This is a genomic window from Bacillus sp. USDA818B3_A (assembly GCF_009928415.1).
Taxonomy (GTDB): domain Bacteria; phylum Bacillota; class Bacilli; order Bacillales; family Cytobacillaceae; genus Neobacillus.
In genome coordinates, this window is sequence record NZ_JAABNN010000006.1 from 193,801 (window position 1) to 207,267 (window position 13,467).

12 protein-coding genes are annotated in these 13,467 nt (G+C 38.1%); 1 reads left to right on the top strand and 11 read right to left on the bottom strand.

Features of this window, described 5'->3' with window-relative positions; translation table 11 throughout:
• Positions 1-41: 41 nt before the first annotated feature.
• From GXK58_RS13580 to GXK58_RS13615, 8 genes are all read right to left on the bottom strand, one after another.
• Complete coding sequence (locus GXK58_RS13580; RefSeq protein ID WP_160723673.1) at positions 42-989, bottom strand: sugar ABC transporter substrate-binding protein; 948 nt, start codon at positions 987-989, stop codon at positions 42-44.
• Positions 986-2,575, bottom strand: coding sequence for a response regulator (locus GXK58_RS13585; RefSeq protein ID WP_442862477.1), 1,590 nt, complete (start codon positions 2,573-2,575; stop codon positions 986-988). The genes GXK58_RS13580 and GXK58_RS13585 overlap by 4 nt, the downstream gene beginning before the upstream one ends.
• 28 nt (positions 2,576-2,603) lie before the next feature.
• Positions 2,604-3,449, bottom strand: a complete 846-nt coding sequence (locus GXK58_RS13590) for a CheR family methyltransferase (RefSeq protein ID WP_160723674.1) — start codon at positions 3,447-3,449, stop codon at positions 2,604-2,606.
• 12 nt (positions 3,450-3,461) lie between these two features.
• Positions 3,462-6,185 carry a response regulator gene (locus GXK58_RS13595; protein ID WP_160723675.1) on the bottom strand — a complete coding sequence of 908 codons (2,724 nt, stop codon included), beginning with the start codon at positions 6,183-6,185 and terminating at the stop codon, positions 3,462-3,464.
• 419 nt (positions 6,186-6,604) lie between these two features.
• Positions 6,605-7,843, bottom strand: coding sequence for a Bcr/CflA family multidrug efflux MFS transporter (locus GXK58_RS13600; protein ID WP_160723676.1), 1,239 nt, complete (start codon positions 7,841-7,843; stop codon positions 6,605-6,607).
• 257 nt (positions 7,844-8,100) lie between these two features.
• Positions 8,101-9,090, bottom strand: coding sequence for an HAAS signaling domain-containing protein (locus tag GXK58_RS13605; protein WP_160723677.1), 990 nt, complete (start codon positions 9,088-9,090; stop codon positions 8,101-8,103).
• Positions 9,087-9,425: a PadR family transcriptional regulator gene (locus tag GXK58_RS13610; protein ID WP_160723678.1), complete on the bottom strand. Its 339-nt coding sequence runs from the start codon at positions 9,423-9,425 to the stop codon at positions 9,087-9,089. Before GXK58_RS13610 ends, GXK58_RS13605 begins: the two co-directional genes overlap by 4 nt.
• Positions 9,426-9,586: 161 nt before the next feature.
• Positions 9,587-10,180 carry a hypothetical protein gene (locus GXK58_RS13615; protein ID WP_160723679.1) on the bottom strand — a complete coding sequence of 198 codons (594 nt, stop codon included), beginning with the start codon at positions 10,178-10,180 and terminating at the stop codon, positions 9,587-9,589.
• Between the two features lie 251 nt (positions 10,181-10,431).
• Here GXK58_RS13615 and GXK58_RS13620 point away from each other — a divergent pair, with 251 nt between their 5' ends.
• Positions 10,432-11,184: a YqcI/YcgG family protein gene (locus GXK58_RS13620; RefSeq protein WP_237389662.1), complete on the top strand. Its 753-nt coding sequence runs from the start codon at positions 10,432-10,434 to the stop codon at positions 11,182-11,184.
• 28 nt (positions 11,185-11,212) lie between these two features.
• Here the strand turns inward: GXK58_RS13620 and GXK58_RS13625 are convergent, their stop codons facing one another.
• From GXK58_RS13625 to GXK58_RS13635, 3 genes are all read right to left on the bottom strand, one after another.
• Complete coding sequence (locus tag GXK58_RS13625; RefSeq protein ID WP_442862474.1) at positions 11,213-11,791, bottom strand: isochorismatase family protein; 579 nt, start codon at positions 11,789-11,791, stop codon at positions 11,213-11,215.
• A gap of 110 nt (positions 11,792-11,901) precedes the next feature.
• A complete protein-coding gene (gene rbsK, locus GXK58_RS13630; RefSeq protein ID WP_160723680.1) occupies positions 11,902-12,831 on the bottom strand; it encodes a ribokinase in 930 nt (309 codons plus the stop codon).
• 100 nt (positions 12,832-12,931) lie between these two features.
• Entirely contained in the window at positions 12,932-13,312 is a 381-nt protein-coding gene (locus GXK58_RS13635; RefSeq protein ID WP_160723681.1) for a VOC family protein, read from the bottom strand.
• Positions 13,313-13,467 lie beyond the last annotated feature (155 nt).

The window sequence follows — 13,467 nt, forward strand, 5'->3', positions numbered from 1 at the left end:
GATAAATACAATTGGACTATTTGAATAAGTACTTAAACCTTCTAGTTTTTTAATAATTCATGGATAAAATCTATTTTGCTTTTAGCATTATCTGTCGTAATAATATCGACATCACTGTTAATCTTCTTTTCTACACTTTGCCCCTTTAAAGTTTTTACAGCATTTTCAACACTAACATAGCCCATATCATAGGGATTCTGTGCTACAGATCCCCTCGATGTTCCATTTTGGATATATTTAAGCATATCAATAATTCCATCCGCGCCTACTACAGGAATGTTTAGCCCTTTTCCTTTTAAATATTCGATGACTTCTAAAGCTATACTATCATTGGAAGCAAAGACGCCTTTAATATCCGGATGATTCTTCAATACTTTAGCGATAACTGGAATAGCACTGTCATTGTAAGTACCAGCCGGTATATCGTCTCCAACCGTCTCAATGCCAACTTTATGTAAAGCCTCTTTTGCTCCTTGAACCCGATCCTTGCTAATGGTATCATTTGATACCCAGCCTATAAGTGCTGCCTTGTCACCAGGCTGAAGCATCGAAGATAAGAGCTCCCCTGCTTTTTCACCTAATATAGGGTTATCGGTTCCAATAAAAGATGTTTGACCGCTCCACTTGACGTCCGTGTCAACCAGCAGCACCGGAATATGCTTCTTCTTAAATTCCTTTAATATCGGAATCGATGCTTGTGGATTGTTAGGAGAATAAATAAGTACATCTGGTTTATCTTTTAATACCTTTTGCAAAATAGCATATTGATTTCCATCATTTCCATCTGGAGCATAAATTTTTCCATTCACTCCAAAGTTTTTAAATCCCTTTTCAAATCCAGATGCCATGATCTTCCAATACTCCGACTCTGATTCCTTTAAAACAACAGCAACGGTCGGCTTTTCTGCCGCAAACACTTCGTAGAAATAATCAATAAAACCACAGATTAAGACTACAGAAACAAGTAGAATCAACCTTTTTTTCTTCACGGTTTCTCACCACTTAGTGACTGTTTTTGATTCGAACGATGAAAACAAACCGAAAAGCACGTTCCTTCCTGCCCTGTCTGTACCTTTATTTTTGCATGATGCCTTTCTGCAATACTATAACAAACAGCCAGTCCCATTCCGGTCCCCTGCTCCTTAGTTGTAAAAAAAGGTGTTCCAATTTTGTCAAGAATATCTGGTGATATTCCATTTCCACTATCCTTTACTTCTAAAACAACCATGTCTTCTTCATAGCAGGTCCTAACAGTTAAAGCTCCGCCCGCATCCATCGCCTCAAGTCCATTTAAAACGAGATTCAAGAACAGCTGGCGAATTTCTTTTTCGTCTAAGAGCAGTTCAGGACACGGCGCCAAATGAGGCTGAATTCTTTTCCCGGCTAAAATCGCTTCTGCATTAATTAACGGAAGAATGGGTTCGATGACTTGGTTTAATGATTGTTTGGTTTTATTACTTGCCTTATTTTTCGCAAGGGTTAAAAACTCTTTAATAATGCTATTAGCCCTGTCTAGTTCATCCAGCATTACATCAATGAATTCAGGTGATAGCGGCTGTTTGTTTGTTTTCCACATTTGCAAAAAACCATGGACAGTGGTCATGGGATTACGGATTTCATGGGCAATTCCAGCAGCCATCTCGCCAATTAGATTTAATCTGTCGAAACGAAGCATTTCCTTTTCTAAACGTTCTCTATCCGTAATATCATTGACCAAGATCAGAACACATGACTCATCTTGAATGTCAATAATTTCAGTTGATAACAAACCGTAACGCCTTTCACCATTTTTAGATTGGTACGTCACCTTTAGATTGCTCAACCTCTCATTCCATTCGGAATCCGTCAAATCGACCTTATGTCCATCTATGCACGTAAAAAGGGCCCAGTCGAACACTTGATTCTTTACATCTTCATATTGATAACCAGTAAAATAGAGCCATGCCTGGTTCACATCTATGAATCTTCCGTTATGGATGGAACGAATCGCCATTAAGGACGGACTTGCTTTGAATATTTTTTTAAAGCGTTCATGGGAAACATAGAGGTCATCCGCTACTTTTTTCCGCTCCTTAATTTCTTCTCTCAGTTTTTCATTCGTAGACAATAAGTCTAATGTTCGCTCTTCCACCACTTCTTTAAGAAAATCGAATTGTTGATTTTTTAAGAATTCCATTGAATTTTTCACTCGAACTTGCTTTAAATTCTCTGAATGACTTTGATAAATTTTAACAAATTGTTCCACTTTCCGTTTTAACGTCTCTGGGTTAAACGGTTTAAATATATAATCAATGGCACCTACAGAATACCCCCGAAGTACATGTTCCATATCTTGACTAATGGCAGTTATGAAGATAATCGGAATATTCTTGGACTTTTTTCTTGCTTTAATCAGCTTTGCCGTCTCGAAACCATTTAGTCCTGGCATTTGAACATCCAGTAAGATAACAGCAAAATCTTGTTTTAAAATGTATTTTAATGCTTCTTCTCCCGACCTGGCCTTAACTAGGCGATAGTTGGGTGAAGAAAGAACAGCATCCAAGGCGATTAAATTTTCTTTGAGATCGTCCACCATTAAAATATTGATCTGCTCTGTGTCTGGTTTATTTGTTTTTTCGGTAAAGTTTTTCTTCTGAATGGAGTACTTCATAGTATTTTGCATAATCGGTAAAACGTATCTCCTCTCGTTTTCCAAGCCCTAAAAAACCTGAATAAAATAGACTTTCGTACAATAATTGATGAACATGATTTTGCAATCCTTTATTAAAATAAATCATCACGTTCCGGCAAATAATAATATGAAACTCGTTAAATGAGTGATCTGTAACCAAATTGTGCTGGAAAAATTCAATATTTCTTTTTAAAAAAGAATCAAACACGACTTGTTCATTTTTTACGGAATAATACTCCGAAAAAGCCTTCTCTCCCCCGGATTGAATGTAGTTGGTTGTATAAAGCTTCATTTTTTCAAGCGGGAAAAACCCTTGTTTCGCTTTTTCTAAATTAATAGGATTGATATCAGTCGCATAAATCTTTGTTTTCTCTAATATTCCTTCTTCATGGAGCAGGATTGCCATCGAATAAACTTCTTCTCCAGAACCGCAGCCAACATGCCAAATTCGTATCGCTGGGTATTCTCTTACACTTGGTATGACTTTATTTCGAAAGGTCCTAAAAAAAGAGGGATCTCTAAACATCTCTGTTACATTAATCGAGAAATCATAAAAAAACCTCTCCATGAAAAGTGGTTCGTGTAAAATTTTTTCCTGTAATCCTGAGACCGTTCTTAGGTTTTCTGCAGCCATCCGATTCAAAATTCTTCTTTCAAGAAAGGGAGCGGAATAGTTTCGAAAATCATATCCATAATGGCGATAAATGGCTTCTAGTAATAACTCGATCTCCAATTTCTGAAGTGGCTGCACGTACGAGATTTGATTGATATTGGACATGGTCCCTCCCACCTATCTATATAGCCAAACCTGTATCAATGAGTAGAGCTGATCTAAGTCAATGGGTTTGCTAATGTAATCTGAAGCGCCCGCATTAATACATTGTTCACGGTTATGTTTCATCGCCTTAGCTGTTAATGCAATAATGGGTAAATCTTGAAATTCCGGCTTGGTGCGAATGTGGCGCATCGCCTCAAATCCATCCATTTCAGGCATCATGATATCCATCAAAATCAAATCAATATCAGGATTTCCCTGTAATACTTCAATCCCCTCTCTGCCATTTTCTGCAAAAAGTACGTCTATTTCGCATTCTTCAAGTGCAGAGGATAAAGCATAAATGTTCCGCATATCATCATCTACTATGAGAATTTTCTTCCCATTCATTAAGGGGAATTCTCCGCTTGTTTCTTCAGCCTTCAATCTGGTATCCAGCTCCACCACTCCCCGATTTAGGGAGGGGTTTTCTTCATCTTGAAGGGCTGCGGCCGTTTCTGCCAATAGACTAGTTTCATATGGTTTCATTTGATCCATTGGCAGATAAAGTGTAAAGGAACTTCCTGCACCTTCTTCACTTGATAAATCGATGAAGCCCCCAAGAATGTGGGCCAGTTCGCGGCTAATCGATAAACCTAAGCCTGTCCCTCCATATTTTCGACTGGTGGTTCCGTCTGCTTGTATAAAAGCATTAAAAATTAATTGCTGCTTCGTTTTTGAAATACCGATTCCTGTATCAGAAATGGTAAAACTGATAAATGGGTCTGACAAGTTTCGAACAACCTTTTTAATAAGGAACGAAACGCAGCCTTTGTCAGTAAACTTGAAGGCATTGGATAAAAGGTTTTTCAGAATTTGATTCAGTCGATGTTCATCCGTATAAATGAACCCCGGTACATCCTCATCTATTAGGATTGAAAACTCCAAACCCTTTTGACGAGCTAAAGGGTTAAAATACCGTTCAGCAAAAGTAGTGATTTTCTCCAGAGATATATCCCCGCGGACCACGTCTATTTTTCCAGCCTCGACTTTTGCCAAATCTAAAACCTCATTGATTAAATGAAGCAAATCATTTCCAGATGAATAGATGGTATGGATGTATTCCAATTGCTGCTCGGTTAAATTCTCATTCTTTTTTTCCAAAAGCATTTGTGCAAGAATTAATAAACTGTTCAGAGGGGTACGCAGCTCATGAGACATATTCGCAAGAAATTCGGATTTATACTGGGAGGTAAGGGCCAGTTCTTGTGCTTTTTCCTCAAGGGCAATACTGAATTTCTCTAATTCCTCTTTTTTCTGTTCAGAATTGTTATACTGGACCTCGAGCTCTTCATTTATAATCCTTAGTTCTTCTTGCTGCTGCTGCAGCTCTTCTGATTGACTTTGCAGCTCTTCGGTCATAGCTTGAGATTCTTGCAATAAGTTTTTGACCTGCATTCGGTTTCCTATACTATTGATCGTGATGCCGATATGAGACATCACCTCATGGAGAAGCTCTTGTTGAACCGCAGTAAATGGTTTAAATGAGGCAACCTCAAGAACAGCTAAAACCTCTCCTTCAAATTCAGCCGGTAGAATATAAATATTTTTAGGAGCCGCTTCACCCACACCTGATGCTATTTTTACATAATGGTCAGGTATTTCAGAAATGATAATCGGTTTCATTTCTGCCGCACACTGCCCCACAAGCCCCTCACCAAAATGAAAACTTCTTGATGTACCCGAATCCTGATTAAAGGCATAAGAAGCCATACTTACTAGACGTTGCTCCTCTTGGTTACGCTCCTTCATATAGAAAACCCCATACTGGGCATCTACCATCGGTGTGATATGATGGATAAAAAGTTTGGATAAAGTTTTAAAATCTTCAACAGAAGTATACATGGAAGTGATTTCGGCCTCTTTTGATTTGAGCCAGCTATGTTCCTCTGCTTTTTCAATCAATGCCTTTTCATGGACCGCTTTCTCTTCTAATGTTTGAGCCATTCGATTATAGGCAATTGAAATTGCGCCAATTTCATCTTTCGTGGCTACGCCAATTCGTGGAAACTGTGCCCCATGATATAGAGCCACATTGCTCATGACAGAAGCAACCCGCTGCAAATTTCTGGTTAACCCCTTAATGATCCAAACGGCAACAATCAGGCCGATTAGAAAGCCAATCCCAACAAAGGCATAAATCATTTTTAATTCCAAATTATACGTTTGCCTTGTTCGTAAGAGTTGATCTTTCTTTTCCTGTTCCTGCAGGGTATATAACAAATCCGAAATCTGCTCAAGCCGGACCCGATCGCGCTTAGCATCTCCCCAAATAAGCTTGTCGAAATTAGCGTTTCTATCCGTTTTTTGTAAGATAATCATCTGGTTACCGACTTCTTCATACGTTTTGTAAATCGTATTAAATTTATCGATTAAGTCCTGAGTTTCTTGTCGGTTATCCATTTTTCCAAGTGTTTCAAGCGAGGAACGAATAGTTAACCTTGATTTCTCCCATTCATTCACTACCTGTGGAAGTACCTGATCTATTGGAGAGGATGCAATCTCATTTAGCTCCCTCCCCATGTTACTAATTTCAAACTCCAGTTTTGACGCCATCAACTTTCTCTCGTCTAGATTGGAGACGAGTGTTGTCATAACGACTGTCTGTTGATTGATCATCTTCATTAATACAACAAGAAAAATAATGTTAAAAAGTAACATAAGGACTAATCCACCATAAAGCTTTGTTCTAAATTTCATATCTACTTCCTTCTCCTGCTAGGTTCTGTATTTTGATGATGAATTAAAAAATAAAATGAAGATTGAAAAAATAAAAAATACCAAAAAACAAACGTAAATGAAGAATGAAATATGTATTTGGTACTTCAGAGGTATTTCTTTTAAATACTATCTGTTTATTGCACCAAAATATTATTATATGAAAAACAAATTCAATTATAGACTTTGTTAGTTTATCATAAACAATATTTCTAAAAAAGTACCTTTAATGGGATTTATGGATTTCAAACTTTACTCTAATCTAAATATCAGACAAACGATTAACGAAAAAAATTCTATCTTATAGATAGTAAATAAAGAAGGAGAACACAATCGTTGTTCATCGACATGTGTTCTCCTTCATTCTATTTTAACGTATAACCTTTAAACACAGGGATGGTTTATTTTTGTTTAGACAACTTAGCAAATGAATTAGAAGCTTGTAACCTTAGTGAAGCTTTCCGCACCAAAACAAAATAGGAAAGGAAAGCTAAGAAACTAGAACAAAAGATAAGGACGCCCATTGGAACGCCAGTATAGGCCCCTGCTATTCCAACTAGTGGAGCTGTTACAGAACCAAGTACAAACGGCAGTAATCCTAATAAGGCAGAAGCACTTCCGGCAATATGTCCTTGGGTTTCGATCGCTAATGCAAAGGAAGTTGTTCCAATAATACTAATTGACGATACAAAAAAGAAAATTGGAATCGCAACCGCTAAAAGCGGAGCTTTTAAAAATAGAGCGATTAGCAACAATAAACCAGAGATGTTTGCGATACCTAACCCTATTTTTAAGAAAGTCTTTTCTGAAACCACGTCTGCCAAGCGGCCGACGAGCTGGCTTCCAATAATTAAGGCCAATCCGTTTACCCCGAATAATAAACTAAACTGTTGCGGGGTGACGCCATATATATTCTGATAGACAAATGGAATCCCAGATACATAGGCAAAAATTCCAGCCGTAGTAAAACCTGAAGTCAGTGCATAACCCATAAATGTCCGGTCCTTAAATAAAGAACCAAAGTTTTTCATGATTTGAGGTAAATTGCTTGGAATTCGTTTTTCTTCTGGCAACGATTCCTCTAATTTGATGGCAACAACGAAGAGCAATATCGCACCAATTATGGCAAGAGCAATAAACACTCCATGCCAATTAGTAAACGCTAGTATTCCCCCACCTGCAACCGGTGCAACGATCGGTCCGAGGTTACCTACTAACACCATCATTGTAAAGAACTTGGTGAGTTCTCTACCACTATAGAGATCTCGAACAATGGCTCTAGAGATTACAAGTCCTCCTGCTGCTGCAAAGCCCTGAACCAAGCGAGCAATAATAAGGAAATAAATATTGGGTGAGAGCGCACAGGTTATGGAAGCAAGTAAGTACAAAATGATAAATATAATTAATGGCTGCCTGCGTCCTTTTACATCACTCATCGGGCCGATAACTAATTGTCCTAATCCTAGGCCTAATAAACAGGAGGTTAAACTGATTTGTACGAGTGATGCAGTAGTTTCATAATCTTTTACAATCGTTGGAAAAGAAGGTAAATACGTATCAATTGTAAAGGGTCCTAATAGCCCAAGTGATCCTAAAAGTATGGCCAGCTGTATTCGTTTTTTTCCATTAGGTTTGTTCAATGTCCATCGCCTTTCTTAAAAAATATTTTATTATGAAATCTTTTTTACAATTATTTCGAAAACCTAAATTAATAAAATTTATTATAACCTGAACCTTGCTCAAGGGTAAACAAATATATTTTTTGGAAACGATATCAATTTTCGACCAAAAACACAGGGGGGACGGCTTATTTAATACGTCCCCCTGATTAATAATATTAAAACTATGTTTTTGAAATATTATCCATAAATGGTAAGCCGATTATAAACCTTCATTATTACTTCACGAATAATCTGGCTTTACGGAACCCGTCAATTATATTAATCACGGCAGCAATAGCAAAGATGATTATTATTACCTCAATAAACCATGTATCTAAATTTTCAAAACCTGTTTTGTAATTTATAAATTCTGGAGTTAGTATGTTGGGGGTTAGTAGGATATAGGAAAGAATAACAGTTGCAATGAATTCATGGATTGAATTGAGGATGGCCAATTTCCTAGTCCATTGACCTTTTATAAATTTATATAGTGTGAGTGCAATCTCAAATGCTATTAAAACTGCAACTATTGGCCAATATTGAAATAATATTTCTTGGTTGAATGCTGGTGCAACTAGTGTTAATCCGTCTTCCCCGCTTTCATATATTCCGATTAGCTGGTAAGCAAAGAAGTATAGTGAAGCCCATATGGCAGTCCATAATAATCCGAAAAACACCTCAAATTTTGATATTACTTTTTTCTTTGGTATATAAGTGATATTTTTTAAATCTTCAGGTGTCCATTTTTTTAAGGCTGTAGATAAAGGCTGGTTATCTTTGTCTTTATCCACTCGTTCTATAACAGCAAAAACTACTGTGAACCAGAAAAATGTCTGAATCACTACCTCTAGAATTCTCCAAACTCCCAAACCTATTATATCTAGAACAACATTGATGATCGCTTCTGCACCGTTAACCCCATTTATATATTCGGCAATCACGGCGATGAAAGCAACCAAACCTGCAATTGGTAAAACCATTTTCAATAATGAAGTATATACATCAAAGTATCGCGGACCAATGAGATGCATGGGCTGATCTCGATATCCACTTGCAAGAACAGCAGGATTCCCCATTTTTTGAAGAACAGACTTTACATCTTCTTCCCCATAGCCATCTGGCAGCATATCCTCAATCGTGGATTGTAATTCAAGGGCAATGTCCGCGCGGTTTTTTTCCGGGAGTCTTCGAGTCACTTCCTGAATATAAACATCAATTAAATTCATTCCTTTTCCTCTCCTTTTAACAACTCGTAAAGTTCTCTTGAATTTTTTAGCCATTCCTCTTTGAGCTGTGTAAAAATCTCTAATCCAAATTCACTTAAAACATAGTACTTTCGGGGCCTGCTCTCAGATGTATCCCAAGTGCTCGTAACAAGACCTTGTTTCTCTAGACGGCGCAGCAGGGGGTATAAGGTGCTTTGGTCAATAGTAATGCTTGAATTTTCAAATAGCTGTACAAGTGAATATCCATATTGCGGAGTACGCAATTGACTTAGTACAGCTAATGTCAAGGTACCCCTTCTAAGCTCTGTCATTAATGAATTCAGTAAAGTACTCATCATACACCTCGTTTCGTCTATTGCTGTATGTTATACACTATGTAGTTCATACTATGTCTCATACACTATTTTTGTTACACCAGCATTATAAATTTTAATTCTAGAAATCTATGTATACGTATATTTCCACTAAAAAAACCCTCCATTTGGGATGGAGAGCTCTAAGTGGAATCGTTCTTTTCAAACAAAACCTTGCGCATGACTCGTTTATTTATTTGTCTCATTCCTGCCAAGCTTACTCTCATCCAAATCCAACTATAGATGAGACTGAAACTTGTTACCGCTAAGATGGTTTGAACGTTTACATTCTTTGAGAGGGATGGACCTAGTACCGGAAAATGGAACACAACGAGCAGCAAAAGGATTCCTATAGATAATGCCAATCCTCCTGCCAAGGCAACGGAAATGATTCGCCTAGTCCATTTAAAGCCTAATCCTAATGCAACCCCCAATAGACCGGTTGTAAACAGAAAGACCAATACCTCGGAGGGCTGGATCATCAGCAGTAATAATGCGGTAACTATATACGTAAGCATGCCAAACTGAGCAGAGATGATGGTGGCTAACGCAATGGGCCCAGTTGCCATCATGCTAAACGCATAACCGAAACCGCCAATTAACCCTGCAGACTGTAAAATGGCCGCTATGACTCCTAAAAGACTGCCAAGTACCATCTTTGTATTTCTTTGATACTCCGCAACCGATATCTCATGAGTCTTCCAAAAAAAATCCACTCCTTTTCGTAACAACTTCAACAGATCTCCTCCCGAAGTAAATAATATCCCCTAACATAATCCGGCTGTTACCTGACACATAGAGAGGTTTTCAGGTGTTTTGTTGTACAGTTTTGATATGGGTGCCATCTCTAACATGTATTCTTGGAGAAGTAATTCATGCATAGTTCTAAGGAATTTTTACTATCCAGGAGAACTGCCCATTTGTCCACGGACATCTCTCATTTTCATAGGACATTGAATACATTGAGTAACAACCGGAGGTGAACAACGTGCGAGAATTATACTTGGATTCCCACCTAAATCGGGAGCTGCTTGACGATTGGGAACGGACTGCATTAGAGAATTTTTCAGCGAAGATGAGTGATAAAAATCAGCCTTTCCCTTGTATACCTGCAACCATTGGTTTCTCTAAAAACCAATTACGTTATGGGTTTATTGGAGACCCGCGGCATACCGAAACTTTATATGAACTTGCTGAACTAATGAGTCAGTTTTCAAGCGAATCAAGAAATTTCGGTTCCTTTACCTCACTAATTATTTTTTATCAAACACCTAGGGATATCAAGGATGCCTATACAGTGGAGGATTATGAGCAGTTATTTTGGAAACAACTGAGCGGCTTGACGGCACTCGACTCTGCTGAATGGCCGGCTGATATACCGAAAGACCCTCACAATCCAATCTGGGAGTTTTGTTTTAATGGGGAAAAATATTTTATGTATTGCGCAACTCCTGCACATGTCAACCGACAAAGCCGGCATTTTGACGTAATGATGCTGGCCATCACCCCTCGGTGGGTACTGCAGGAATTTAATAAAAAGGAGAGTTTTGCGAAGAGTATTAAAGCTAGCGTCCGAAAAAGGCTGGCAAACTATGATACGGTTCCGATCCATCCTGATTTAAATAGTTATGGTGCAGAAGATAATTTTGAATGGAGACAGTATTTTCTGCGTGATGATGATACTTCAATAGCAAAATGTCCTTACCATCGGATGCTGGAACTATTAAAACTAAAAAAATAAACAGCGCAGGAGTATTACCCCCTGCGCTTTAGATTTCTATTTGGTTGAGCTGGTTAAGAATATCTTTAGTCGTTACGATCGTAGCAAATTCTTTTTGCAGCATGGCTAACTCATGTTCTTGAATAGATGCGGCACTGTGATATATACCTTTATGGTCTGTAATGCCAAATGCCGCAATGGCATCCTCTACTAAAAATGTTCGGTATCCAAGGTTTGCACTCATTCGGGTAGTTGTTGAAACACAATGCTGAGTAGACAAGCCTGTGATGATGACTGCGTTAACTTGGTGCGCTTTGAGATAGGTTTCTAATTCTGTACCAATAAAGCCACTATTGACATTTTTCGTATACACGGTTTCGTTTGGCAGCGGCTTTATACTATATTTAAACTCCGTACCTTGTTTGTTTTTATAATGTAAAGGAGAGGCCGGCAGCAAGGACAGATGTTTGGTGTAAATGATATGTCCTTTCCTCTTTCTCCATTCTGTTTGCAGAATCGCAATGTTCTGTTCAGCCTCGGGATTGTTCCGTTCCCCCCAAAATGGATCATCAAAGCCGTTTTGAACGTCGAGGATGAGCAGGGCGGGCAGTTCTAACAATTGGTTCAAGAAATCGTCCTCCAGGTTCTTGGTTTCTCCTTATTTTTGGGTCGAACGATGAAATTTAGTCGGAAAATTTGTGGGTTATTTCTAGGTGATCAATTGGCAGTACATCAGTTCTAAGAATATGAACCAAACGACTTCAAGAATGTTAGAATCCTTTCTCTTCTGGGAATGGAAGTTTGAGCACCTTGTACCGTTACTGACAAAGCTGCTGCCGCTGTGGCATATTTAAGACAAGATTGGATAGGAGTTTCCAAGCTTCTTTCGACAACATAAGCACCAATAAATGTATCTCCAGCCGAAGTCGTATCTACTGCATCTACGGAATAGGACTCTGTAAAAATATCCAGTCCTTCTATATTACGGTAAAGGGCCCCCTTTTTTCCGAGCGTAATAATCACTTCCTTGATACCCCATTCGTTTAGCTGATGTGCTGCGTTTTGAGCTTGATTAATATTGGTAACCGGGGTCTCTGTAATGGCTTCTGCTTCTGTTTCATTTAAAATCAGTGTATCAAGGAATGGAAACAGCTTTTTTGGTACCTTTACCGCGGGAGCAGGATTTAAAAAAACGCGTACACCTTTGCTCTGAGCAGCTTGGATTGCATATTCTGTTGTCTGCCAAGGGATTTCATTTTGAAGAAGAATGATATCACAGCTATCCAATACCTGCATAATTTGATCCAAATCTTCAGGCATGAATTGACCATTAGATCCTTCTGATAGAATAATGGTGTTCTCCCCGCATGAATCAACGGTTATAAAAGCAATCCCAGATGAGCTGTCCTTTTTTGATATAAAATCTGTGCCGATTCCTTCATCCTGGAGTGAGCTAATTAGCTTATCAGCAAAAGAATCCGTTCCAACTGCTCCTGCCATAATTACTTTTCCCCCGGAACGTGCCGCAGCGACTGCCTGATTAGCTCCTTTGCCACCAGGATGATAAGCGATTCCCCATCCCTTGATTGTCTCACCTGGCTGCGGCTGTTTTTCGACATGATTAACAATATCCATATTCATGCTGCCGATAACAATGATTTTACTCATGTTTCTACCGCCTTCTAAACAAAAATAAAAATTTTATTCAAGTAACTTCATTTTAAATATGAGGCTTTCATCTATATGTGACTATAGCATTTAATGAAATTTAATTTCTTTCCATTACAGCAAAGTAATTATCTTCATTATCTGCAAAGTTAAATACTCTTCCAGATGGCATATTAACAATTTCCCCGACTGTAATGTTTTTCTTTAACAAGTCACTATGTAATTGTTCTAGATTCTCAGTGAAGAACATTAGAGAAGGAGTAGCAAGATTTAATTCAGGAGACATTTTAGCTACAAATTCCTTATTGTGAAGAATGATGTTTGTTTCTGCCCCCTCTTTTGGAGCAATTTCGATCCATCTCATTCCTTGCCCCATATTTTCTTCGGATACTACAGTAAAACCTAACTGGTCTGTCCAAAATTTCAGTGACTCATCTTGGTTATTCACATACAACATAATTTGACCGACTTTAGTAAACATATTTCTTCCACTCCCTTAATTGTTAAAATACAGCCATTACTACTAAGTCTTTCTCTTTTTAAGACCTCTAAATCAAAAAGATAACAAAATGTATCCATATAAAAAAACATAGATGTTATCGTCCATAATTTTAAATTCGCTTTTTAGAATAAGAA